Source organism: Serratia sp. BIGb0234, assembly GCF_024809915.1.
In the GTDB taxonomy this organism is placed as follows: domain Bacteria; phylum Pseudomonadota; class Gammaproteobacteria; order Enterobacterales; family Enterobacteriaceae; genus Serratia; species Serratia liquefaciens.
In genome coordinates this window covers 74,748-99,832 of the sequence record NZ_JANUEI010000006.1, presented here as the reverse complement: position 1 = coordinate 99,832, position 25,085 = coordinate 74,748, and the positions used below count along the sequence as shown (strand labels likewise).

Here is a 25,085-nt window from a genome sequence, read left to right as displayed (position 1 = left end):
CTCTTTCTCTGCCTGCTATAGACTTTTAAGGTTAACGATAGCGACCTTTTTTGTCTGACAGGAGGGCGTATGCCTGACAATAACGTAGCAGTGATGGACAGCGTTTCGCGTTTTCTCGATCGTCATCATGGGCTGTATATCGACGGCCAATGGTGTGGTTCCACCGCCGAAGGCCGGCTGGCGGTGTATAACCCCGCCAATGGACAACAAATCTCTTCCACCGCCGACGCCAACGCGCAAGACGTCGCACGCGCCGTACAATCGGCTCATCAGGCGTTTACCTCTGGGGTCTGGGCGCAACGTTTACCTGCCGAGCGCGAGCGTATTTTATTGCGCTATGCCGATTTGGTTGAACAACACACCGAAGAACTGGCCCAGTTGGAAACGCTGGAACAGGGCAAGTCGATCAATATTGCCCGCATGTTCGAGGTAGGCTGCACGCTGAACTGGATGCGCTACACCGCCGGGCTGACTACCAAGATCACCGGCCAAACCCTGGACGTGTCGATCCCCATGCCGCCGGGGGCCAAATATCAGGTGTATACCCGTAAAGAGCCGATTGGCGTGGTGGCCGGCATTGTGCCGTGGAACTTCCCGCTGATGATCGGTATGTGGAAAGTGATGCCGGCGCTGGCCGCAGGTTGTTCCATCGTGATCAAACCCTCGGAGACCACGCCGCTCACCCTGCTGCGCATGGCTGAACTGGCGACCGAAGCCGGCATTCCACCGGGGGTATTCAACGTGGTGACGGGTAAAGGTACCGGCTGCGGCAAAGCGCTGACCGAACACCCGCTGATCGCCAAAGTGAGCTTCACCGGCTCCACGCCGGTCGGCAAAGGCATCGCCCGCGCAGCGGCGGACCGGCTGACACGCGTGACGCTGGAACTGGGCGGTAAAAACCCGGCCATCGTGCTGAAAGATGCCGACCCGCAGCAGGTTATCGAAGGCCTGATGGCGGGCAGCTTCCTGAACCAGGGGCAGGTGTGCGCCGCCAGCTCGCGGATTTATATTGAAGCGCCAATCTACGACACTTTGGTGGCCGGGTTCGAGCAGGCGGTGAAATCCCTGTCCGTTGGACCGGGCATGGATGCCAGTGCGCAGATCAACCCACTGGTCTCCAGCGACCACCGCAATAAAGTGGCGGCCTATCTGGACGATGCCAGATCCAAGCACGCTGAGTTGATCAGCGGCGCGACCGGGCCGGACTCGCAAGGGTTCTATATTCCGCCGACGCTGGTAATTAACCCGGACGACAAGCTGAACCTGACGCGCGAAGAAGTGTTTGGCCCGGTGGTCAATCTGATCCGCGTGGCGGATGCTGAAGAAGCGTTGCGCAAAGCCAACGACACCGACTACGGCCTGACCGCCAGCCTGTGGACCACCAGCCTGCAAGCGGCGATGGCCTTCACGCCACGAATTCAGGCTGGCACGGTGTGGGTCAACACCCATACGCTGATCGACGCCAACATGCCTTTCGGCGGCTTCAAACAATCGGGTAGCGGCCGTGATTTCGGCCCGGACTGGCTGGATGCTTATACCGAATCCAAATCGGTGTGCATTCGTTACTGAACCGCGCCTTAATGGCCAGTAGCGCCCTTCAGAGCGCTACTGATACTGCTGATAAACATAAAATGTTTGTCAGCAGGCGCTAAAGGTTTTGAAAATAGATCAGGAAAATCAAATTATTGATTTTCGGCTGATAACTCAAAGGGGGAAAAACCACGCTTTTATCCCCCTTTGTCAATAATCTGAGTAGCGCCTTAAGGGCGCTACTGATACTGCTTGCGGTATTCGCTGGGCGAAACGCCAAAACGGCTTTTGAAGGCGGTGGAGAAATGGCTGTGATCGGCAAAACCCCAGTCATGGCCGATAGTGACCAACTTTTGCCGCTCAGGCGCCGTGCGTAGCGCCTGAGCGCACAAATCAAGACGGCGGTGCTTGATATATTGCGCCACCACCAGTCCCTGACGGGCAAACATCCGGTACAGGCTGCGTACCGAAACACCCAGTTCAGCGGCGATCCACTCAGGCCGCAACTGCGGCGACTGGATATGCGTATCGATAAACGCCAGCGTACGGGTGAAAGCCTGCGGGAAAACCTCCGCTCCCACTTCAGGTTCCACCAGCGCCGGGCGCAACAGAGTTGCCACGGCACTGAGTATCGCCTCGCTCTCCGGTGCGCTCATCTGCGCGTCCTGCATGCAGCCCAAGACCAGTTGCCGACTGAGGCGCGCCATGCTGCTTTGCCCATCCAGCCGTCGTGCGAATTGCAGATCGCTAAAACGTGCCGACCGTTCAAAATAGCTGCGCGGCATCAGTAATGAGATTTGGCGGGAGTCCTGTTGAAAGGTAAAACTGCTGGTACGTGAAGCGTCGATCAGCGTGACGTCACCGGCGGACAAGACTGCCTGTCGGTCACCCTGCTCCATCAATGAACTGCCGCGCAGTTGAAAGACCGTGAAAAAATGCGAGCCGTCGCTGCGGTTAATTTCTTTTTGGGTTCGATACAGGCGGGTTTGCGTCGCATCCACCACGCTCATACGTAACGCATGGGCACGAAACTCCTGCATCGCGCCGCTAAATCCCGGCCCCAGAGTTCGGGCGCAGAACCGGCCGCAGGCGGAGTTGATTTTCGCCAACCACTCTTCGAAGCCAACCTCCCTGACCGGTACGGAAATTGCCATGGATCCCCCCTTCACACATCAGCGATGGACGCGTTCGAACCGCAAGCGGCAATGAACAGAAAATCAACATAACAATCCAGTAACATACAAGCAATGCCGACAGTGGGATCTGGCGCTGGGATCACAAATTGCGCCTTATGGCTCCAGACATGAAAAACCCGGCCGTAGCCGGGTTGATAAAAACGGGAAAATCGGGAGGATTAAGGCTGGCTATCCAGCAGATAACGCACCACGGCCGCGTATTCTTTTGCATAGCCGTCAACGCTTTGGCTCGCCATTCCGGCATTATCGATTTTGTACTTGCCGGAGACATAAAACGATGGGGTTGCCCGTACGTCCAGCACTTTCACCGCTTCATTCTGCTTGGCAATCAAGCCCTTCACCAACAGGCTATGGCGCGCATTTTCATAGGCCGCGGCATCTACGCCGGCGGCGGCAAACACCCGCTGAATATCCTCTTCACTGTTGATGGCGCGCTTTTTTTGCAGCTCGTCGAACAGCAGGCCTTCGATTTTATCCTCGATGCCCATCACCATCGCGATCGACCAGGCTTCAGTCAGCTCATTGCCCAATTTGCCCATCAGGCCGACATGATATTTGGTCAGCTTGGTGCCCTCAGGCAGCGCCTGGCTGACGGTGCTGGCCACATGGTAGGTTTCGGCAAACTGATAACAAGGGCCGCAATAAAAAGAGAAAAACTCCACCACCGCAGGGGCTGACGCCACCGGTTTATCCAGGCGAGAATATTGCTCGCCAGCACGGTAATCCGCCGCCACGGCGACAGCAGGAAGCAATAGCGCCAGGAGCGCACCGGCGAACAACCGATTAACTTTAGCCAACATAACTACTCCAATTCAGATGAGAACATTGTCCCTAACGGCGGTGTTTATAATCAAATAATCGGAACAAGACCAGTTTTTATTACCTTGTGTTTATGTGGGATTGGCTCACATCAAGGGGCCATGCGGGCCGTCAGTGGCGTTCTGCGCCCCAGACGTCATGGTACACAACCGCCTCAGAAGAGGCGGCAGCGAAATGAGTATGCCGTTAATTAATAACAACATTGGTGAGTATGGATTCACTGCGGACAAGAAGACTTATGCCAAGAATACGCTGCGTCAGCCTTCACTGACGCAGCGGGATCACACTCAGTTTTTTGGCAGTTGAATACGGACAACGCTTTCCGGTTTGCCGGCTTTGGTGCTGGCTCCGTCATTCTTCACCGTCACGAACAACACGTTGTTGCTGGTGTCCAGCGCCAGGCTGTTAGGGTGCGGCGGCAGTTCTACGGTTTGCAGGCGCTTGAGGCTTTTTGAATCAAACACCGTCAACGTACCTGCGCCATGATCGACGCGGATCCCTTTGCGGTTGGCGACGTACACACGCTGGTTGCGATCGTCCAACAGCAGGCCAATTGGCACTTCATCGGTCAGTTCGCTGGCCAACACTTTGCCGCTGTCCGCATCCAGCGCAAACACCCGGTGACCGCTGCTGCGCTTCACGTAGTCGCGCTCAAGATGGGTGTTGCGGTAGTTGTCGCGGTCGATCCCCTGATCCACCCCTAACAGACGGTTATTCTTCCCGTCGTACACCAGGTTCAGCAGCTGATCCGCTTGAATCTCTTTGGTGGAGGTGATCGCCAGGGTATCGGCATTCAGGGTAATCAGTTGCCCCTGCATGTTAGAGACAAATACGCGCCGTCCTTTCTCATCCAGAGTGATGCCCACCGCGTTGTAGCCGAAACCGGGGATCATTTTCTCCAGCTTTTGAGTCCGGGTGTTGACCACAAACAGCACGCTATCTACCCCAAAACCCAACCCCGGCAAGAACAGGCGACCGCTCTGCGCGTCATACTTCATTTCGCGGATGCGGTACTGGTAGTCTTCGGTGATCTTGAAGCGCTTAAGCTCCTTGAGCAGGAACTCCAGGCGCTTGCCGCTGATACCGGCCTCCTTGTAGGTCTGCTCCAGCATCGTTTTTTCGGTCACTGGAATGCTGTCCAGCGCACGGTTGGTGGTGGTATCCACCACGCCGACCGAGCCATTGAACCCTTGAGTCAGATACAGCCGGTGGCCGGCATCATCCAGGGCTACGCCGAACCCCTTCACCTGCAGAGGGATCTCCGCCTGCACCGCCAACGTGGTCGGATCCAGACGCAACACGCGGGATTTCGCCTCTTCCTTCCAGTCCGGTGCGCTGACGAACAGCGACTTCTGGCTTGGGCTGTAGGCCATTTCCACCAGCGCCGACGACAACGGCTGGCGCTTGATATCCTGCTGAGTGATCCCTGCGTCACGGGCCTGCGCCGCACCGGCCACCACCAACGACGTTGCAATCAACAGCGACAGTAAAGCGCGGGGTGTTCCTATTGTTCCAGACATCCGTTTATCTCCATGAAAGTAATAAAGTCAGTTAGGGTGAACAACGTTATTGCTGTGGCGCCGGCGGCAAGGCCGACAGTGGCATGTCCCCGCCGGCCTGTTGGGCAAAGTGAGAGAAAACGTGCTGAATAGTTGAAGCGATCAACCCCGCCTGTTGCGCGGTGTAATGATCGGTACGGTAGGTCATCATCACGCGCAGGGATTTCACGCCGTCGAGGTTTTCTTCCATCACTTCAAACTGCAAACCGAGCAGCGATTCGGTTTTCTCCGGCTCCACCTGACGATAGGCCACCGTGCTGCCGTCCTGCAGGGTAAATGCCCCGTTCAGCTTGATACGGCTGTGGATCTGAATGAACACTTCGAACATGTGGTTCTTGCGGTCGGCATGAGCGCCAAACAGCCCTTCTTCCACCAGATCGATAGGAATATCGGTGTAAGGCATAGAACCGTTGATGGTGTTTTTCACCTGGTCAATCAGCCCAGCGACCGTCAACTGGTCGGCGAAGCGCACCCGGTGCACCACCACCGTGGTGAAGTAGCCGATGGTGTCAAAGAACTCGGCGTCGTTACGGCCGGAGGTGGAAGTCCCCACCAGCAGATCCGTCGGACCGCCCAACAGGCGCAGCGCCGTAGTGATACCGGCGTAGACCACGTTGAACAGTGAGGCGTTGTTCTTCCTGGCCTGCGCGTACAACCCCTCAGCCACCGTTGGTGCGACGTCAAATTCCAGCCATCCGCCGTTGACGTCTGCATCGGCCGGGACTGCAGGATGGTGCGAAGGTTCCTGCTGGAACAGCGGCTGACCGACCGGCGCATCGCGCAGGTTATCGAGCCAATAGTCCAGGTGTTGCTGTGCGACGCCGCCGGCCTGCTGCTGCCGGGCAAAGGCATAAAACTGCGGCACTTCACCTTTCCACTGCGGCTTCTGCCCAGCCACACGGTGGCTGTAGGCGATGCCCAGCTCGTCCATCATCAGGTTCAGCGACCATTCATCCAGCACCACATGGTGGAACAGCAGCGAAAGCAGTTGCCGGCCGGTTGCCGCGTCACGCAGGAAGGTAGCGCGCAGCGGCAGCTCGCGGGTCAGATCAAAGCGGTGGTCGCCGGCCTTGGCCAACAGTTCGCTGGCGTTACCGGCCGGTGTTTCATGAGAGAAGTGGAACCACTCGTAATCGAGCAGTTCAGCCGCAGGCACGACCTGTTGGCGAACCTCCCCCTGATGTTCGATAAACAGTGAACGCAATACGCTGTGGCGCGTCATGACGTCGACAAACGCCTGACGCAGGGCCATTTCATCCACCGGATCGAGGAAATTGATGGCGAAAGGCAGATTGAAAATCTCGTCGTGACCGAAGGCCTCGTACACTTTCCACAGGGAGTGCTGGGCCAGCGACAGCGGTGCCTGGACCACCTCATCCCGCTGCTGCGTATTGGGCGCTTGTACCGCCGGTGCCGTAACAGCCTGACGTTTGGCGTAGGCCGACAGTCCTCGGGCCGTGGCGTGACTGAACAGGTCGTTAATGTTGAGTTCGATACGGTGCAGGCTTAACAAGCGACCGATGACGCGGGTCGCGACCAGCGAATGCCCGCCGCGATCGAAGAAATCTTCATCGACGGTCATGTCCGGCGCCACCAGGGCATCGCGGAATTCCGCCAGGATCAATTGAGCGATTTCATCATTTTCTTGTTGTTGTGCATCCTCTCCCGCCAGGACAGCTTCGGGCTGGGCCAACGGTTGCTCAGCGGCAGGCAGCAGGGCTGTCGTGATCGTCCGTCCGGCGAGATAAGCGACGAACTGCTCCAGCAGGAACGGCGCGACATGCGGGGTCAGGCGCGGATCCGCCACTAGCTCCAACACCACCGAGTCCGGCTCGGGCAGGCTCAAAGCCAGCATCAGTTCAAAAGGCGTATGCAGCGGCGGTAACAGCAGGCGTTCAGCGTTAACCCCATCCAACTGCAGCGCCACCGAAGGATCCGCCAGCCAGCTCACCAGAAGCTGAGCCAATTCTGGGTTGGGCGCTTCCGCCGTTTGCTGCGCCAGCAGTCGGCTTTCCGCCTCCTGATCCGCAGGCTGCAAGGTCAGGCGTTTCAATCGGCTGGCGCCCTGCCAGCCGTCCATGCCATTTGCCTGTTGTGCGTCGTCGAGCGGCACGCACAACTGCACCGGTTGCCCGCCGGACTGAGCGGCGATAAAGCGGCCAAAGCGAACGGCGATCGCCGCCAGTAAGGTGGTTGGGTTATCGGTTACGGGCAAAATCTTGCGCGCCACGCGGGTCGCTATACGTACCCCGGCCTGCGCCAGACGCTCGTCCTGTGCTGCCAATTGTCGGTAGTCCCGCAGCGCTGTCGCATGGCGTGGCCACGGCAGAACCAGCTCCGTCGCTTCCGGCAATGGCGTATTCAGTGCAACCGGCGGCAGAGTGTCCGGGACTGGCAGGGGATCATGGCGATTATACAGCGCCGACAGCATCGTCAATAATTGTCGACACGACAGACTTTCAGCCAAAATATCGTGGGCAACGACGCCCAGCACCGAACAGGCACCGGTAAACAACAGAAAACGAACTGGTGCTTCGCTTGCCAACTCAAGAGGCGTCGCCTGCGCCTGCAACAGACGGCTTACCGCCTGCTGTGCGTCCGCGACAGGCTGTATGCTCACCGGGTTCAGCGTTGCGTTGCCGCGCAGTTTGCGTAAGCCTTGCTCATCGTCGAAATCGTAACGAACGTCCAGTTCCGGCATCAGCCGGGTCAGGGCTTCCAGCGCGCTGGCCAGTCTGCCGATATCCGGCTCGCCGCCCAGTCGCCAGGCCATCGCCTGCTGACAGCCGCCGTCGCCGCGCTGCTGGTGCATGAACCACGCCAGTTCTTCCGCTTCGCTCAATGGCTGTGAGGCATCCGCCGCCCGCTCGCCCAGCGTCTGAAACGCCAGGTCCAGACGCTGGGCCTCGTCATCGCTGAGAATATTGTCAAAATAACCGCTCACTGCTCTATCTCCTTGTGCCCGGCCATACCGGAACCTCGGGGGGAACGCGGGTCATAAACAGGGGCGTATCCACCACAGATCGCTGACAAACTCGCGCAAGCGCCAACAATCCAAGGCGTGAATACGCCCCTGCTGCAGACCGATTGCTATCGCATCAGAATGTCAGTTCCAGCGCCGCACCGATCATGCGTGGACGCTGCTGAGTCGCGGTGTAGACGTCGTTGCCGCTGACCATCACGCGACGTTCCGAGTCAAACAGGTTCTGCGCATACAGGGTGGCGCGGCCATAGGCGAAGGTGTACGCCAGTTGAGTATTCGCCGACCAGTAAGATCCGATGCGCCCGCGAGAGTCGTTGTCGTACTGCGAGTAGTAGGAGTCCGAGAACGCCACGTTGCCGCTCAGTTCCAACCCGGCCATCAACTGGTACTTGGCGCCCATGTTGGCGGTATAAGCCGGCGCACGCGCCAGTTCATGCCCATCTACGCCGCTGCCCGAGAACTTCTTGATCTTGGTCTTCAGCAGACCGACGTTCGTGAACAGTTCGAAGTCCCAACGCGGCTGCCAGGTCGCCCCCATTTCCGCGCCGTAGGTTTCTACCTTGTCGGCATTGCGGATCACCGAGGAGTTCGGCCCCAGGGAATACGGCAGCTGCATGTCCTTGTAGTCGTTGTAGAAGATGTTGCTGGTCAGGATGACGTTGGCATCTTTCAGGTGGTGACGGGTGTACAACTCATAGTTCCAGACATATTCCGAACCATAGGTGTAATTGACTACCGGCGTGCCGATGGTGATGCCTGCGCCACCGGCGTTATAGCCGCGCGCCACCTTGGCGCCGTAGGTCTGGGTATCCGTCGGTTTCCAGGCCAGATCCAGCTTCGGCAGGAATACGTCGTAGGTTTCATCGAAATCGATACGCACGGCCTTGCTGCCGCCGGTACGCTGACGGTGCTCGCGCTCCAAACGGCTGGCGGCGGTGATATCCACCTTCGGCGTGATGGCGTAGGTCAGCTCGGCAAAGGCCGAGTTGGTGTCGGTTTTATCCTTGAAGGTCGAACCGCCGAAAATGTTAACGAACTCATCCTGCTTGGAGTGGAAATAACGCAGCCCTGCCAGCCCGCGCAGGCGGCTGTCTGGCCCACCAAAACGCGCCACCGGCTCCACGTGCACCTCTTTTCCGCCGATATCGGCGTACGGCAAGGCATAAGCCGTAGGACGGTTAATATTGAAGTCGGTATAAATAACGCGGTTTTCCAGCGTCAGGCTGTCGGATTGCTCCCAGGACAGATCCCAAACGCCGCTGTTGGTGTTGCTTTTAAACACCGCTCGGCGCGGATCGTGGCGCAGGCTGGTCGGGTGAACCAGCGGGTTGAGGCTCTCGTTTTGCGGCGAGGTACTGCCAAAGTGGTTAAAGGTCAGCTTGGTGGTCAGCTCGCGCAGGCCTGCCGGATTGAACAACAGTTTGGCACGAGCGGTAGTGGCTTCAACCTCACGCGGATCGCCCACCGGCTCATAAGCAGGAAGATCGACATCGCTGCGGCGACGCTGGCGATCGACGCTGACGCGGAACGCCAGTTGATCTTCCACCAGCGGGCCTGAAACCATAGCGGACAATTGCGAAGAGTGCTGGTTGCCCGCACCGCCCTTGAAGGCACTCTCCCAATCGAAAGTGGGATCCTTACTGGCCATCACGATCGCACCGGCAATGGCGTTACGCCCCTGAATATAGCTCTGCGGGCCGAGGAACACTTCGACGCGATCCAGATCCCACAGCGACTGCGGGCCATAGGCCTGCTCGTTATAGGTCAGGGAGCGACCATCCAGAGACAAATTGAGGCGCGGACGGGTGCCGCTGAGGAAGGCGTTGGCGCCGGTGTTCGGGCCGGAACCGTCGATACCGCGCACGGTGGGCAGATCGTTACCGATGCCGACATCCATGACGTTGGCCGTCATGCGTAATAAATCGGGGATCTGCAACGCATTGGGCATAGCGGCGATCCGCTCACTGTCGAACACCTGCACGCTGGAGCCGGTGTCGAAAATGCTGCGCTTTATCTTTTCGCCGGTCACCAGCAGGCTTTCGGAGTCCTGCCAATTATCGTTACGTTTGCTGTCGGCGGCTTCCTGCACCTTTTCGTCCACTGCGGCGGCGTTAACGCTGCCCACAGATAAAGAACAAAGACCCAGAAAGAGTGAGGAAAATGCCCCAATGGCCTGCAAGCCTGCTTTTTCCTTGTTTCCTACGATTTTATGCCTTTGAGCCGCTGAATGCTTGCTCATAGATGTATTCTCCTTTCATCCCAGATGCACAAAAATATGTTTTATTTCACATAGGTAACGACGCTGATTCTCACACTGACAATGGCATTGCGGCCTTCCTGACCTTGCTATTGCATATCCCTGCCGCAGACAGCCGCCCCACCCCAGATAAACCGGGGGCGGACGCAGATTTTTTGTCTGGAAACGTAAAGAAATGTTAATAATGATAATGTTTTACATTTTTTAATGCAAATCATTATCAACTAAACAAATAAACAGGATGCACAGCGGGTAAAGTGCTGAACGATAAAACGCAGTTATTGTGGGTTCTTTAAAACCAATAATTTCAATTAAAATGAATATAAAACATAATTATATCGGTATTAATATTTTCTATAAGCGAGCGCGAACCTCCCCTTTCCACATTACCCTTACGTTTTATACCAACAAATAAAAATAGTAATAATTTTCATTCCCATTAACATTGCAATATATTCTTACAGTCTCTCAATACTGATGGAAACCCGATGAAAGCGTTGACCACGATGCAGGCCGCCTACTGGGTAGGTCGGCAATCCGAAGCGCCGCTGGGGGGCGTATCCGCCCACCTGTATGCGGAATTTAACTGCTGCGACCTGGACGTCGAACGACTGAGACAGGCCGTTGCCGCCCTTTACCTGCATCACCCTATGTTGCGCCTGTGCATCACGGCCGATGGCCAGCAGACCATCAGCCCCTGCGGCCCTGAGCATGGCCTGCATCTGGACGATTTCAGCCAGTTCGATACCCCCGAAGCGAGCCACCGGCTCACAGCCAAACGGCAGCAAAAAAGCAGCCAAAAACTGCCGCTGGAACAAGGTATCCCCTGCGATATCAGCCTCAGCCTGCTGCCGGGCGGCCACAGCAGGCTGCATGTTGATCTGGATATGATCGCCGGCGATGCCATGGGTTTCCGCGTGTTGATGGAGGATTTGGCGCGGTTTTATCACCAATGTCCGGCATCCCCCGCCGACAATGGCGTACCCTACTTTGACTATCTGGATCGTCACTATGCCGATACCGCGCAGCAGGCACGTCGCACTCGCGCTCAGGCCTGGTGGCGTGAACGCCTGCCTCAGCTGCCGCCGGCACCACACCTGTTGCGCACGCCGGATATTTGCCGCAGCGATCGGCTGGCGCTGCACCTGAGCGCGAGCGAAACCAAAGCGCTGGAAGATGCCGCCAGAGCGCACGGCATCACGCTGTCATCCCTGTTTCTGGCGCTGTTTGCCGTTACCGTCGGCCATGGCTGGAACATGTCGCGCTTCAGGCTCAACGTGCCGCTGTTCCACCGGGATGAAGCCAACCTCGCCACGATCATTGGCGACTTCTCTAACCTGGTGCTGCTGGGCGTGGAGCTGAACCCGGCTGAAAACTTGCCGGCTTTCAGCCGCCGCCTGATGGCCCAGTTGGCGGAGTTAATAGCTCACGCCGATTACCCCGGCGTCAGCGTGATGCGCGATTTGTCGCGCCTGCAAGGCAGCATGCAGCCTTCACCCGTCGTGTTTACCGCCGGGTTTGGCATCCGTGGCAAAGCGTTGTTTTCTGACAACGTCACTCGTACCTTTGGCCCGCTGGAGTGGGTAATTTCCCAGGGGCCGCAGGTGGCGCTGGACGCGCAGGTGGCACACGCCAACGGCGGCATTCTGATCAACTGGGACGTCCGCCTGGACGCCTTCCCTGATCGGCTGTTACCGCAGCTGTTCGCCACTTACGGCGCCTTGCTGAAACGGGCCGCCAACCGGCCGGACAGCTTTAATCAGCCACTTTCGCAATGGTTGGCGCAATGCTCCCCAGCGGGCCAGGCACGTCAGATGCCGGTTCGCCAACTGCTGCACCGGCTGCTGGCGCGGGTCGCGCCGGACGCCATGCTGGGTGACGATGACGATATCCGTACCCTGCAACTGCCGCAGGACGCTCTGATGGCCCTATTGGCGGTACTTAACAAATACCTGCCGGTGGCGCTGGCGCCGAAGGATATAGAGGCGAACCCGACTCCGGCCGCTCTTGCCGCAGTGATCTGCGAGCGAGCCCCCAATGCCGCCGAGGGCGCTCAACTGTTATTGCAGGTGCTGGCACCCAAAGCCTGATACCGATCCGGGCGCGTGGTCTCATGCGCCCTGCTTTCTATTTCGTGGGTTAGTGACAATCAATAGGGAAATACCATGGAGACACCATTAAGCGCACTGCAGCAGGCTTACCTGCTCGGGCGCAGCGAACAATGGCCGCTCGGCGGCGTAGCGATGCACGACTTTCGCGAATATCGCGGTCTGGGACTGGATTTGGCCCGCCTGGAAAGCCGATTGAGCGAACTGGTGCAGCACTATGCGGCGCTGCGCACTTGCATCGATACCCAGCGTTTCACCCAACACGTGCGGGCAGAGGCCACGCTGAATCTGGATCGGCACGATCTGCGTGCGCTCGACCATCAGGCAGCGCAACGCCAATTGGCTGACTTGCGCGAGCAATATTCGCATCAGCGCCACGATCCCGCGCAGCCGTTGTGGCGTATTGCCGCCATTCAGTTCTCGGAGACGCAGGACGCCACCGGCAACCCCTACGACACCGTGATTTTCACCAGCTTCGACGCGCTGATCCTCGACGGCCAGGGTATCTCCACCGTCATCGCCCGGCTGTTCGACGACGCCCCGCTGCCGCCTGTCGTGCCGCCAAGCCCACCGGCTGCAGCCACGGCGGAACAGCGTCAGATTGATGCCGCCTACTGGCAAGCCAAGCTACAGGACGTCACCACGCCGTCGGCGTTGCCGTGGCGCACCCCGCTGGCCAATATCAAATCCTCTCGCTATCGCCGCGCCAACCTGACTTTGCCGCGCGAGGTTCTAAAACAGTTCTCGCGCCTGGGTTCCGCCCATGCCCTGCTGCGCAACAGCAGCCTTTCGGCTCTGATCCTCGATACGCTGGCGCAGTGGACCACCGACGGCGAACTCTGCGTCGGCGTGCCGGTGGCGTTTCCTGCGGCAAATGGTGCGCTCAGCAACGCCTCTACCTTTGTGGCGGTACGCTATTCCCGCCTGGGGGGCACCTTTATCAGCCGCGCCCAGGCCTTGCAGGACGACGTGCTAGGGGCGCTCGACCATCTGGCATTTTCCGGCGTTGACCTGGCGCGGCAGTTGCTAAACCTCAGCCAGGGCTCCCCGGCGCTGCCGGTGATCCTCACCAACTGCCTGGGGTGGGAGACGCTGCCTGGCAACGCGCCGGTTCGCTACCATGACGGCGTGACCCAGACGCCGCAGGTGGCGATCGATATCCGCCTGATGCAGGACGCCGACAAGAACCTGCTGCTGTGCGTCGACTACGCCGAGCAAGCGTTGGATGGCGAGCAAGTGCAGGCAATGCTGGACGCATTGCAACGTCGGGTAATGTTGATGTGCCGGGACGGCGATGTGGAAATTCCCCCCGCGCAATTTATCGATTACCAACATTACCGCCATAACCACAGCGAGACGTCATTCAGCGCTTACTCTTATCTTGCGCAGTTGGCCGACAGGTTGTTTAACGATCCGCAGCCGCGCCCCGCGTTGATCTGCGACCAACTAAGCCTGACGTACCCGGAGTTGGGCCAACGGGTTAGCGCAGTGATGGCAAATCTGCAACAGCGTGGCCTGAAGCCAGGCAGCGTGCTGGCCTTGTATCTGGCGCGCAGCCCGGAGCATGTAACCATTTCACTCGCCTGTGCGCTGTTGGGCATTATCTGGGTGCCGATCGACATCAACTCACCGCCGGAACGTACCGCCTATCTGCTGACCAACTGCCGGCCGGATCTGGTGGTACACAAGGGTGAGCTGGACACCTCGTTCGGGGTTACGCCAGAGGAACTGCTTGACCCGACGGCGGGCGCCGCCAAGCGGCCGGACAGCCAGACGCTGACCGAGCGCAGCGTCAGCACCGAAGCCAGTTATTATCTGTATACCTCCGGTACCACTGGCAAACCGAAATGCGTGGTGCTCAATAACCGCGCCACCGCCAACGTTATCGGCCAGACCCTGCAGCGCTGGGCGGTCACCGCCGACGACGTGATGATTTCGGTCACGCCGCCACACCACGATATGTCGATGTTTGATCTGTTCGGCTCGCTCAGCGCCGGTGCCACGCTGGTGTTACCGGCACCACATCAGGAAAAGGACGCCATCAGTTGGAACCAGTTGGTTGAGCGCCATGGCGTCAGCCTGTGGTGTTCGGTCCCCGCCATTCTGGAAATGCTGCTTACCTGTAAAACCGACGACAGCCTGCGTTCACTGCGATTGGTGGCTCAGGGGGGCGATTACATCAAACCGGCGACGGTGCAGCAATTGCGCGGTCTGCGTCCGGACATCAGCCTGTTCTCACTCGGTGGCCCGACCGAAACCACCATCTGGAGCATCTGGCACCCGCTAGCGCCGCAGGACACCGGCACCGTGCCTTATGGTCAGCCGCTGCCGGCTAACCAATACTTTATCTGCCATGACGACGGTACCCACTGCCCGACCGGCGTGGTCGGCCGCATCCACACCTCCGGGGTGAATCTGGCGCTGGGGTATCTGGAGGACGGCGATTTAAAACAACATGATTTCGTTACGCTGGATGGGCCCGACGGGCAACCGCTGCGGGCCTTCCGTACCGGCGATCAAGGGTACTATCGTCCGGACGGCAATATCCTGTTCGCCAGCCGGGTGAACGGCTACGTGAAAATCCGTGGCGTGCGCGTTTCGCTGCCGGAAATTGAAGATGTGTTGCGCGGACACGAGGCTATTGTCGATATCGTGGTAGTGGATTACCCTGGCGGTGACAATGGCGAAGCGACGCTCGGGGCGATGTACCTCACCCTCGACGGCAAACCGCTGTCGCTGGCGGCGATCCGCGCTTTTTCGACCGGCTACCTTCCTTGTACCCATATCCCGACACGCTTTATTCATACCGAGTTGCTGCCGCTGTCGGGTAACGGCAAGACCGACCGTCACCGCATCCGCGCAGCCTTCAGCGCCGATCGTGCCGCTCCGGGCCTGAATGCCTGTGCGGCACCGCTGCCGAGTGCGCCACCGGCGCACAGCGGCAAGATCCTGTCGATCTATTTACAGGCCATCGGCGCAACGCCGCGCCCGGAATGGGGAGAAGAAACGGCCTTTATCAGCATGGGGTTGAAGCTGCCGCACATTCGCCAGGTGGCGGCGCAGCTTAACCAGGCCTTTGGCACCCAACTGCCGCCAACGCTGTTAATCCCCTGCAAAAATGCGCGGGAAGTGGCGGCGTTGTTGGCACGTTAAACGGTTCAAACTAAAAGGGGCTGCATGCAGCCCCCTATCACCTCATTCAAACTTATATCGGGTCGAGTATGGCCCCAACCATTACGCTGACCTTTCGGCCATCAGGCGGGCACCGCCACCAGTTCGCCGAGCGCCGTCTCCAGTGCTTCTTCCCGCAACGCACGCAATAAAAACGCCTGCAGGTCACGCCCGTAGTCTTCGATCCCATCGCAGGCAAACTGCTGCACGTAAACATCGATATCCAGGTGCAGATCGCCAGCATCGGTGCGCCCGCGGAAGGTCAGGTTAGCGCCGTCGCCAGATCCTCCTGCCAGTACCCGTCGCGTACAGGTGCAGCCGCTGAAACCGGCGGGATCAAACGGCTGGACGTTGATAAACGGCGAGATAAACAAACGAGAGGCCGACGTCACACCGCGATCTGCGGCAATGTGCCGCAGACGGTAACCTGCGTGGCTGCGCAGCTCACGCAGCATCTTCGCCATGCCCGACAGAAAATGGCCCAAAGTCTCTTCCGCACGCAGCGATACCAAAAGCGGCAGCGTATTGACCGCCAGCGCCGGCGTATTGGTGGCCTGGCTGCTGCGGCGGTTCATCACCGGCATCCACATGGTGCGCGAATCGCCCTTATCATGCGGCAACGGCGGCAAGGTAAAGAACAGCCAGGCGGCGGACAGGGAAAGCAACAGATCGGGCCAACCGATACCACTACGTTCCGACAGCCAACGCAACCGCTGCGGGATCTCCTCCGGCAACGGCGTGCTGGTACTCAGGGATTTCACGCCATATTCCCTGCCGCCTTTGCGCACCGTTGGCAAGGTCTGCGACGGTGGCAAATACCGCTGCCAAAAATACCGGTCTTTAGCGCAGCGTTCAGAAGCCGCATAGGCCAGTTCATGGTGCTGAAAAGCACGAATCTCGCCCAATGCGTGCCCTGCCGCGCCGTCGTCGAGGAAATGCGCATACAGCGCGGCACAACGATGTTCAACCAACGCCATGCCAAAGCCATCAATCACAATATGATGGGCGCGCATGTACCAAATAAAACGCGAAGGCCCCAGCCTGATCAACCACACCGCGGCCACCGGCTGGCTGCATAGATCCAGTGGTTGATCGACATCCGCCTGCATCAGCCGCATCGCGGTCTGGTAGGGATCGGGCTGTGCCTGAAGATCTAGGCGATTAAGTTGCGGTATTGCCTGGGGATCGTAACGCTGCTGCGGCAAACTCTCGCCAGTGCCGCCGCGAAAACGCAATGCAAACGCCTGCGTTTCCGCCATCGTCTGAGTGATAGCCCGACACAGCGCCTCTTCATCTACCGCGCCGCGTAGTTCGGTGACGTGAGCGACGGTGGAAAAAGGCTGTCCGGGATGCAAGGTAAATTCGTCCCAGAAGTCTAACTGCGCCGGTGTCAGCGGCAGCCATTCAGTAGCCAAAACAGTTTCCGACATGTTACCTACCTTTGATAAGCCATAAACAAATGTTGAAACAACGGAAGCGAAAACCCCGCTGCCGCCGATAACGGCCAAAAGCGAGGTAAATGGCGGACACGGTTGGATGACCAGCCCAAGGGCTGCCCGGCGTGATCCTTATTATTGTGTTGTGGTTGGCGTGCTTGACCTCCCTGGCGCACGTAAAGCGAGACGGCGCAGCCACCTTTTCCAAGGCCAGGGCAACGCACTGAAGATGTTTCGGTTTGGTTACAAATGAAAATGATAATAACACTTATTATCATTTTCATGAATATAGAACAACCTGTTCATGCTGCAAACTTAATTGACGGGGAGAGTGCGCTTGAGGAATGACCGAGGGTTAAGTGACGGAGGATGAGGGCTACAAACCAACAAAACAGAAACCTTCTGGGGCGGTAAAAACAAGTACCGCCCCGGTCTAACGGCATGCACCTGCCATTATTGGTAAATTACCGCTACGCCGTGCAGTTTATTGCCTCCGCTGGCGGAAATAATGCGGTATGAACTGGCCCCGGCCTGATCGGCTTTCTTCGCCAATTGCTTTTCCAGACCTGAGAGCGTCAGTGCTCCGCTGGCGGAGACCACGCCGAGTTTAGTCAGCCCCTGCTCGGAACTGACGCTGTTGGCCGCAAAGCTGCTGGTGGACACCACCGCCAGGATAAACGCCGCCATGACATATTTAATCGCTTTCATATAACCACCTCATTAGATTGACCAGACCAGGTTCTGCCTGGTGAGGTGATTCTAAGTGGGGGTTGCTGACCCCAAAGTGACTCGTCGATAACATTTTTGTCAGACAACCGAAAAACCGGGGTTATTTACCTAAGCATACAATTTCATCGGCTATCTTGACGCCCGGCCCGTCTGCGACCGTCGAACAATCGTCATTCCTCAGTTCCCATATTCGCGATCAATCACTTATATTTAAATTGAGGGCTGCCTGAATGCCACCGCGGCGGCAGTGTCCTCAATCAACCTGAGGGAGCCATCCATTTTATGCGTTTAAAACAAAGCACTGCGGGTCTGTTGTTGGCAGGAACCGGCCTGTTGACCACGGGCAGCGTACTGGCCGCCACGGATACCCTGGTCTACTGCACCGTAGCCTCGCCCGAATCGTTCAACCCGCAGCTTTCCAGCTCCGGCACCACCTTTATCGCCACCTCGCAGGTGCTGTACAACCGCCTGCTGACGCTGCGTGAAAGCGATAAAACCCCGGCGCCCTCACTGGCGACCGAGTGGACCATCAGCCCGGATGGCAAAACCTACACCTTTACGCTGCGCAAGGGCGTGAAGTTCAACAGCAACAAATACTTCACCCCGACGCGCGACTTCAACGCCGAGGACGTGGTGTTCACCGTGATGCGTCAAAAGGACCCCAATCATCCGTATCACAAGGTGTCCGGCGGCAACTACGAGTACTTCACCGACACCGGGCTGGACAAGCTGATCACCAAAGTGGAGGCGGTGGATAATGACCACGTGCGCTTTACGCTGAGCCAGCCTAACGCCGCGTTCCTCGCCGACTGGACGATGGACTTCGCCTCGATCCTTTCCGCCGAATATGCCGATGCCATGCTGAAAAAAGGCACCCCGGAATATGTCGATAACTGGCCGATCGGCACCGGTCCGTTCGCGCTGCAGCAGTACAAACAGGACTCGCTGATCCGCTACATCGCCAACCCGCATTACTGGCAGGGCGAAGTGGCCAGCAAACACCTGATTTTCTCCATTACGCCAAACCCGGAAACCCGGCTGGCCAAGCTGAAAACCAACGAGTGTCAGATTATCCCTGCCCCGCTGGCGGAGCAGTTTGACGCCATCAAGAGCGACAAAAACCTGCAGCTGCACAACATCGACGGCCTGAACGTCGGCTATCTGGCGTTCAACACCCAGAAGAAGCCGTTCGACAACGTGTTGGTACGCCAGGCTCTGAGCTATGCGGTGGACAAAAAGGCCATCGTTGCGGCGGTATTCAAAGACAGCGGCACGCCGGCCTATTCGATACTGCCGCCGGGCATGCTGGGCTATAACGACAAACTGCCCGAATACGCTTACAACCCGGAAAAAGCGCGTGAACTGCTCAAGCAGGCCGGGCTGGAGAAAGGGTTTGAGACCGATATCTGGTCGATGCCGGTAGCCCGCCCTTACAACCCGAATTCACGCCGCATCGCTCAGATGATCCAAAACGACTGGGCGAAAGTGGGCGTAAAAGCCAAAATCGTCACCTGGGAATGGGGCCAGTATCTGGCCGGGTTGCGCAAAGGGGAACAGCAGAGCGCGCTGTATGGCTGGATGTCGGATAACGGCGACCCGGACAACTTCGCTACCCTGCTCAACTGCGCCGGCGTGCAAACCGGTGCCAACGCGGCACGCTGGTGCGACAGCAGCTACGACAAGCTGATCCAGCAGGCGATTAAGGTTAGCGTCCCGGCCGAACGTGCCAAGCTTTATCAGCAGGCACAGGTGATTTTTGCCCAGCAGGCTCCGCTGCTGCCGCTGGCTAACGGCAAGGTGTTCTACGCCACCCGCAGCAACGTCAGCGGCTATGTGGTTGACGTTAACGGCAGCGACTTTGCCAAGGCCAAGATCAACTGAGTGAAAAGTGTGGCACCCGCGTTGGGTGCCACACCGGCAATCCGCCGGATGAAATTCTCATCCGGCGCTTTCCTCTCCTGTAACATTTGGTTACTCTCATCAACACTGTGATTTAACATCAAAAGGTAACCCGGTGCAGAACTCTTATATGCCGATGCAGATCCGTCTGCACTGGCTGGTGGCGATCCTGCTGGTCGTGACCTGCACGACGATTGAGCTGAGAGGGCTTGCCGTACCGGGCACCCTGGTGTGGTACGTGCTGGTGGTGACCCATTTCAGTTGCGGAGTGACGGTATTTGTTCTGATGATCGCCCGCTTGCTTCTACGCTGGCGCCACACCAGCCCCGCTATCGAGCCGAAACCGGCAAAATGGCAAACTGGCGTAGCCCATCTGGTACACAGCCTGATTTACCTGCTGCTGCTGACGTTGCCGATTCTGGGCGTCTATTCCCGCTATTTGGGGGGGAAAGAGTGGTTTTTATTCGGCTTGCCGATGCCCTTCGCCGAGATTGCCGACCGGCCGCAAGCGCGGACGATTATCGGCTGGCATAAGACGCTGGCGGCTTTCGGCTATTGGCTGATCGGGCTGCATGCCGCCGCAGCGCTGTTCCATCACTATATCGTTAAGGACAATGCGCTGGTGCGTATGCTGCCTTGGTTGAATCGGCGTTAGATTCGCTGCCCTGTTATGCACCCACCCGCAGCTCACTTTTCTTGCGCTGGTGTGGGTATCACGTATGGAAAAAGGCATCACTCAGGCCAAACTGGCCGAAGCGCTGGGACGCCCGCAGTCGTTTATCGCCAAGGTTGAAAACGGCGAGCGATTTCATTCTTTGTAATCGAACCTACGACCTTCGCATTACGAATGCGCTTATCAGTACATATCCGGGCGCGATGAGCAAATTAGGCACTCCATAGCTATTGAAGAGTGTCACTGACCTGCGCCCACTTTGTTGACACACAATTGCTTTAGAAAGGTCCGCTCCTGGCACCAAGCCGACTGTCAGAGTAGGTTTCGCTGAGGCCTGCAACAATGCCAGTTCTGGTATGACCCAGCATACAAAAAGGGCGCAGCATGCTGCGCCCCTACATGAAATCTCAACGCCATACTAAACGTTAACTGCGAACCAAATCGTCGCCGTAGCCGATCCACTTGTAGGTGGTCAGAGCGTCCAGGCCCATTGGACCGCGGGCATGCAGTTTCTGCGTGCTGACCGCCACTTCTGCACCCAGACCGAACTGGCCGCCGTCGGTGAAGCGGGTGCTGGCATTCACATATACCGCACTGGAGTCCACCGCACGCACAAAGTGCTCGGCGCTGCTCAGTGAACGGGTGAGGATCGCGTCGGAGTGGCTGGTGCCGTGGGTACGGATATGGTCGATGGCCTGATCGATATCGTCCACCAGCGCCACGTTCAGATCCAACGACAGCCATTCGTCGTCATAATCTTCTGCCGCCACCGCCACCACCGTTGCCGGGCCGTCTTGCAGCAGCGGCATGGCATTCTCCGCCGCGTGCAGGGTAACCCCCACCGCCGCCATTCTGGCACTCAGCGCCGGCAGGAACTCTGCGGCGATGCTGCGGTTCACCAGCAGCGTTTCCAGCGAGTTACAGGCGCTTGGGCGCTGAATTTTGGCGTTCTCTATCACCGTCAGCGCCTTGTCGAAATCAACGCTGTCATCAACGTAGGTGTGGCAAACGCCGATACCGCCAGTGATCACCGGGATGGTCGACTGTTCACGACACAGCTTGTGCAGCCCCGCGCCACCACGAGGGATCAGCATATCGACGTAGCGATCCAGGCGCAGCAGTTCATTCACCAACGCGCGATCCGGGCTGTCGATAGCCTGTACCGCCGCCGCCGGTAGGCCGCACTGTTCCAGCGCCTGCTGGATCACTTTCACCGTCGCCTGATTGGTATGGTGGGTTTCTTTACCGCCACGCAGGATCACCGCGTTGCCGGTTTTCAGGCACAGGCTGGCAACGTCGATGGTGACGTTTGGCCGTGCTTCATAAATCACGCCAATCACGCCCAACGGCACGCGACGGCGTTCCAGTTTCAGCCCGCTGTCCAGCAGGCTACCGTCCAACACGTGGCCGACCGGGTCGTTTAAACGACACACCTGGCGCACATCGTTGGCGATCGCCGCCAGTCGCGCCGGGGTCAGTAGCAGGCGATCGAGCAGCGCTTCGCTCATCCCGCTGGCGCGTGCCTGCGCCATATCCTGCTCGTTAGCCTGCAAAATCACTTCGCTTTCGGCTTCCAACCGGTCGGCGATGACCGACAACACCTGGTTTTTCTTCGCCGTGCTCAGCACCGCCAGTTGCCAGGAAGCCTGTTTGGCGGCTTTCCCCATTTGCTCTAGCATGCTCACTCCTTAACTGACTATCATATCGTCGCGGTGCACTGCCACCGGGCCGTATTCATAACCGAGAATTTCGCTGATTTCCTGCGAGTGATGACCGGCAATCATACGCATCGCGTCGCTGTTATAGCGGCTGACGCCGTGGGCCAAATCGCGCCCCGCCAGATTGCGGATGCGGATCACTTCACCGCGGGAGAAATCACCTTTCACTTCGCGAATGCCCTTCGGCAGCAGCGAACTGCCGCGCGCCATAATCGCATCGACCGCGCCGTCGTCAACGGTGATCTCACCAGCCGGCGGTGCGCCAAAGATCCAGCGTTTGCGGTTTTCCAACGGGGTTTCCAGCGCGTGGAAACGCGTGCCCACCGGTTTACCTTCAATAACGTCCGCCACCACGCCCGGCTTGCTGCCAGCGGCAATGATCACGTCGATGCCGGCGCGACAAGCCACGTCGGCAGCTTGCAGCTTGGTACCCATGCCGCCGGTGCCCAGGCCGGAAACGCTGTCGCCGGCGATGGCACGCAGCGCATCGTCGATGCCGTGCACTTCACGGATCAGTTCCGCCTGCGGGTTATTACGTGGATCGGCGGTGTACAAGCCTTGCTGATCGGTCAGCAACAGCAATTTGTCGGCCCCGGCCAGGATCGCCGCCAGCGCCGACAGGTTGTCGTTGTCGCCCACCTTGATTTCTGCGGTCGCTACCGCGTCGTTCTCATTGATTACCGGCACGATACGGTTGTCCAGCAGCGCGGTCATGGTGTCACGCGCGTTGAGGAAGCGTTCGCGGTCTTCCAGATCGGCGCGCGTCAGCAACATCTGCCCGACGTGGATGCCGTAAATGGAAAACAGTTGCTCCCACAGTTGGATCAGCCGGCTCTGCCCGACCGCCGCCAGCAGCTGCTTGGAGGCGATGGTGGCGGGGAGTTCGGGGTAACCCAAATGTTCGCGCCCGGCGGCAATCGCGCCGGAGGTGACGATAACGATGCGGTGACCCGCTGCATGCTGTTGTGCGCACTGGCGTACCAGTTCGACAATGTGAGCACGGTTAAGACGCAGCGATCCGCCGGTCAACACGCTGGTGCCCAATTTCACAACCAGTGTCTGGCTGCCGTTCATAGTATTTCTGCCGTGTATGATGAGAATAAGAGTGCAAAGGACTTTGTAGCAGGAGAGACGCGTTATGCCAACAGGCACAACGCGAAATCAGCAGAATACTTGTGGTCTAACGGGGTCAGGCGGAAAGTTTAATCAGTTTCTCTTTGAAATTCTCGGCCGGTTCAAGCGTCAGTTCCATGGTGGTCAGCAGCTCGCCCAGACGACGGTGGAAATCACGCAGGGTGGTTTCCAACTTGGTTTTCACTTCAGCATCTTTAATCTTTTCCGGCGTCCAGTGCCCATCTTTATCAAACAGGCCAAACTGATAGGCGTAGGTGAAACGCGTATCTTCGGCATGCAGTTCGATCCACCAACCCCAGAACTCGCGCTTCTCTGGAGCGGGCTTAACATTGACGCACACGGCTAAACAATCAAAGAAAAAACGGTCGTTCTCACACTGCCCTTCACGCAGGTACGGCCCCAAGCTGGCGAAACGTTTCATTAGTCGGCTTTTAGGGTGACCACTCGGTAACGTCATTCTTTAACCTCCTCAATGTAGACCACTCTTTTTAACAAACTGTTAAAATTTAGCAACTAATTAACGCATTTTATCTTTCATCCAGTGGGTCATTTGCAGCAACGCCTTGTGGAAACTGCTGTAGACAGGGGCGCGCGGTATGGCGATCAGTTTGCCGTCCAGCGAGGATGATGCGATCAGCTGCGCTTCTTCTTTCGGGCTGAGCGGATCCTGATCCCAGTAACCGGCCAGCATTGGCGTCGGGCAACGGCGGCCCAACAGCCCTTGGGTTTTCAGCGAATAGCTATTCAATTCCACCTTCAGCACGTTATCCGACGCGTTGGCCATCCCCATCCGGCTGGCCAGCACATCCATGTACATGTCCGGCACATGCTGTTGCGTTTTGCTGTCGCACAGCAGGCGATGCACCACCGGCCCCAGACAAGCCACGCCACGCAGCCGCTGTGGCTCCAGATAGGCCAGACGTACCGCCACGTTGGCACCAAAACGGAAGCCAAACGCGGTGACGCGCTGATGATCGACCCACGGCACCGAGGCCAGCTGGATCAGCACCTGCTGATGCAGGAAGCTGGAATCTTGCGTCAGCTTCCACTTGTATGAAGAGCCGATGGAAGGCATATCGATGGTCAGCATGGCGATGCCGTGCGGTGCCAGATAATCGCGGAACAGGCGGTGGTAGTCAGTTTGCAGCGTGTCCAGGCTGCCGCACATCAACACCGTCGGGAACGGGGCCTCGCCCTTTTCCGGCAGGTGCAGGAAACCATTGATGCTGCTGCCGCCCTCAATGCGGAACTCCAGCTCTTTCAACTGATAAGGCAGCAACAGCGCGGCTTCTTCGTAAGCCCGACAGGAGAGCGCTTCGGCCTGCTCGGCCAGTTCGTCCCCTTTCAGGTGCGGGTAGCCGGCGATGCTGTAAAAATTGGCGGCGTTGAGCCAGTGCTGACCGCCGATCAAAGGATCCTGCTGTTCCAACGCGCTCTGTTGCCAGCGCATGCCCTGGTGAACCCATTCGTAAATCCAGTTGCCGTTACGGTAACCGACCACGGTATCCAGCCATTTGTCGTTGGTGTGCTCCACATCGGCGACTGCGATGCGCGCCAGCACTTCGTTGATTTCGATCGGATCAACGCCGCGCCAGGCCCACAACAGCGGGTTAAGCATGCGATACCAGTTGCTGACGGTGTTGCCTTCCAGCGTGGAATGCAGATCGGCGCTGACTTTGTTGCGCGCGCGCATCACCAGCGTCGAGGTCTCAGGATGTTTAAATGAGGGTTTGAACAGAATTTCAGAAAGGTTGGCTTGTGCCATGGTAACAACAGCCTCCGTAAATCTGGCTATAGGCCGCAAACAGCCTAATCAACTGGAGGTAGTGTACCTAACTCTGGGGCGATAAACCAAAATAACGAAAACGCCCGG

General features: G+C 58.1%; 16 protein-coding genes and 1 pseudogene. 6 read left to right on the top strand and 11 right to left on the bottom strand.

Annotation, left to right across the window (positions count from 1 at the left end):
- The first annotated feature begins 69 nt into the window (after window positions 1–69).
- Complete coding sequence (locus M2407_RS20210; RefSeq protein ID WP_046374407.1) at window positions 70–1,569, top strand: aldehyde dehydrogenase family protein; 1,500 nt, start codon at window positions 70–72, stop codon at window positions 1,567–1,569.
- Window positions 1,570–1,769: 200 nt separating this feature from the next.
- Here the strand turns inward: M2407_RS20210 and feaR are convergent, their stop codons facing one another.
- The 5 genes from feaR to M2407_RS20185 all read right to left on the bottom strand — a co-directional run bounded on the left by feaR (window position 1,770) and on the right by M2407_RS20185 (window position 10,326).
- Window positions 1,770–2,684, bottom strand: a complete 915-nt coding sequence (feaR, locus tag M2407_RS20205) for a transcriptional regulator FeaR (protein WP_020825392.1) — start codon at window positions 2,682–2,684, stop codon at window positions 1,770–1,772.
- A gap of 200 nt (window positions 2,685–2,884) precedes the next feature.
- Window positions 2,885–3,526: a DsbA family protein gene (locus M2407_RS20200; RefSeq protein WP_259219088.1), complete on the bottom strand. Its 642-nt coding sequence runs from the start codon at window positions 3,524–3,526 to the stop codon at window positions 2,885–2,887.
- 306 nt (window positions 3,527–3,832) lie between these two features.
- Window positions 3,833–5,065 (bottom strand): YncE family protein, encoded by a 1,233-nt coding sequence (locus M2407_RS20195; RefSeq protein WP_201895698.1) that lies wholly within the window; start codon window positions 5,063–5,065, stop codon window positions 3,833–3,835.
- A gap of 46 nt (window positions 5,066–5,111) precedes the next feature.
- A complete protein-coding gene (locus M2407_RS20190) occupies window positions 5,112–8,048 on the bottom strand; it encodes a condensation domain-containing protein (protein WP_259219078.1) in 2,937 nt (978 codons plus the stop codon).
- A 154-nt stretch (window positions 8,049–8,202) separates the two neighbouring features.
- Window positions 8,203–10,326: a TonB-dependent receptor gene (locus tag M2407_RS20185; protein ID WP_020825388.1), complete on the bottom strand. Its 2,124-nt coding sequence runs from the start codon at window positions 10,324–10,326 to the stop codon at window positions 8,203–8,205.
- A gap of 506 nt (window positions 10,327–10,832) precedes the next feature.
- On the opposite strand from M2407_RS20185, the gene M2407_RS20180 reads away from it, so the two are divergent.
- Window positions 10,833–12,434, top strand: coding sequence for a condensation domain-containing protein (locus tag M2407_RS20180; protein WP_201895700.1), 1,602 nt, complete (start codon window positions 10,833–10,835; stop codon window positions 12,432–12,434).
- 75 nt (window positions 12,435–12,509) lie between these two features.
- On the top strand, window positions 12,510–15,605 hold the full coding sequence (locus M2407_RS20175) for an amino acid adenylation domain-containing protein (protein WP_259219069.1): 3,096 nt from the start codon (window positions 12,510–12,512) through the stop codon (window positions 15,603–15,605).
- Window positions 15,606–15,706: 101 nt separating this feature from the next.
- On the opposite strand, the gene M2407_RS20170 is transcribed toward M2407_RS20175, so the two are convergent.
- Both M2407_RS20170 and bhsA read right to left on the bottom strand, forming a co-directional pair.
- Window positions 15,707–17,053, bottom strand: coding sequence for a condensation domain-containing protein (locus M2407_RS20170; RefSeq protein ID WP_259219068.1), 1,347 nt, complete (start codon window positions 17,051–17,053; stop codon window positions 15,707–15,709).
- A gap of 459 nt (window positions 17,054–17,512) precedes the next feature.
- On the bottom strand, window positions 17,513–17,767 hold the full coding sequence (gene bhsA, locus M2407_RS20165; RefSeq protein ID WP_020825385.1) for a multiple stress resistance protein BhsA: 255 nt from the start codon (window positions 17,765–17,767) through the stop codon (window positions 17,513–17,515).
- A gap of 303 nt (window positions 17,768–18,070) precedes the next feature.
- On the opposite strand from bhsA, the gene M2407_RS20160 reads away from it, so the two are divergent.
- The 3 genes and pseudogenes from M2407_RS20160 to M2407_RS20150 form a co-directional block, all read left to right on the top strand.
- Window positions 18,071–19,669: an ABC transporter substrate-binding protein gene (locus tag M2407_RS20160; protein WP_259219064.1), complete on the top strand. Its 1,599-nt coding sequence runs from the start codon at window positions 18,071–18,073 to the stop codon at window positions 19,667–19,669.
- Window positions 19,670–19,817: 148 nt separating this feature from the next.
- Complete coding sequence (gene cybB / locus M2407_RS20155; protein ID WP_259219484.1) at window positions 19,818–20,342, top strand: cytochrome b561; 525 nt, start codon at window positions 19,818–19,820, stop codon at window positions 20,340–20,342.
- A 64-nt stretch (window positions 20,343–20,406) separates the two neighbouring features.
- Window positions 20,407–20,493, top strand: a pseudogene (locus tag M2407_RS20150) (helix-turn-helix domain-containing protein); the annotation flags it as partial.
- Window positions 20,494–20,785: 292 nt separating this feature from the next.
- On the opposite strand, the gene proA reads toward M2407_RS20150, so the two are convergent.
- The 4 genes from proA to frsA form a co-directional block, all read right to left on the bottom strand.
- Complete coding sequence (gene proA, locus M2407_RS20145; protein ID WP_048759703.1) at window positions 20,786–22,039, bottom strand: glutamate-5-semialdehyde dehydrogenase; 1,254 nt, start codon at window positions 22,037–22,039, stop codon at window positions 20,786–20,788.
- A gap of 9 nt (window positions 22,040–22,048) precedes the next feature.
- A complete protein-coding gene (gene proB / locus M2407_RS20140) occupies window positions 22,049–23,152 on the bottom strand; it encodes a glutamate 5-kinase (protein WP_020825379.1) in 1,104 nt (367 codons plus the stop codon).
- A 115-nt stretch (window positions 23,153–23,267) separates the two neighbouring features.
- Window positions 23,268–23,669, bottom strand: coding sequence for a sigma factor-binding protein Crl (gene crl, locus M2407_RS20135; RefSeq protein WP_041414255.1), 402 nt, complete (start codon window positions 23,667–23,669; stop codon window positions 23,268–23,270).
- 60 nt (window positions 23,670–23,729) lie between these two features.
- Window positions 23,730–24,977 (bottom strand): esterase FrsA, encoded by a 1,248-nt coding sequence (frsA, locus tag M2407_RS20130; protein ID WP_044548514.1) that lies wholly within the window; start codon window positions 24,975–24,977, stop codon window positions 23,730–23,732.
- Between the last annotated feature and the right edge of the window lie 108 nt (window positions 24,978–25,085).

Coding starts and splice junctions, on each gene's coding strand:
- M2407_RS20170 (WP_259219068.1), bottom strand. CDS start 17,053: ATGTCGGAAACTGTTTTGGCTACTGAATGGCTGCCGCTGACACCGGCG.
- feaR (WP_020825392.1), bottom strand. CDS start 2,684: ATGGCAATTTCCGTACCGGTCAGGGAGGTTGGCTTCGAAGAGTGGTTG.
- proB (WP_020825379.1), bottom strand. CDS start 23,152: ATGAACGGCAGCCAGACACTGGTTGTGAAATTGGGCACCAGCGTGTTG.
- M2407_RS20180 (WP_201895700.1), top strand. CDS start 10,833: ATGAAAGCGTTGACCACGATGCAGGCCGCCTACTGGGTAGGTCGGCAA.
- M2407_RS20175 (WP_259219069.1), top strand. CDS start 12,510: ATGGAGACACCATTAAGCGCACTGCAGCAGGCTTACCTGCTCGGGCGC.
- crl (WP_041414255.1), bottom strand. CDS start 23,669: ATGACGTTACCGAGTGGTCACCCTAAAAGCCGACTAATGAAACGTTTC.
- M2407_RS20210 (WP_046374407.1), top strand. CDS start 70: ATGCCTGACAATAACGTAGCAGTGATGGACAGCGTTTCGCGTTTTCTC.
- frsA (WP_044548514.1), bottom strand. CDS start 24,977: ATGGCACAAGCCAACCTTTCTGAAATTCTGTTCAAACCCTCATTTAAA.
- M2407_RS20185 (WP_020825388.1), bottom strand. CDS start 10,326: ATGAGCAAGCATTCAGCGGCTCAAAGGCATAAAATCGTAGGAAACAAG.
- M2407_RS20160 (WP_259219064.1), top strand. CDS start 18,071: ATGCGTTTAAAACAAAGCACTGCGGGTCTGTTGTTGGCAGGAACCGGC.
- bhsA (WP_020825385.1), bottom strand. CDS start 17,767: ATGAAAGCGATTAAATATGTCATGGCGGCGTTTATCCTGGCGGTGGTG.
- M2407_RS20200 (WP_259219088.1), bottom strand. CDS start 3,526: ATGTTGGCTAAAGTTAATCGGTTGTTCGCCGGTGCGCTCCTGGCGCTA.
- cybB (WP_259219484.1), top strand. CDS start 19,818: ATGCCGATGCAGATCCGTCTGCACTGGCTGGTGGCGATCCTGCTGGTC.
- proA (WP_048759703.1), bottom strand. CDS start 22,039: ATGCTAGAGCAAATGGGGAAAGCCGCCAAACAGGCTTCCTGGCAACTG.
- M2407_RS20195 (WP_201895698.1), bottom strand. CDS start 5,065: ATGTCTGGAACAATAGGAACACCCCGCGCTTTACTGTCGCTGTTGATT.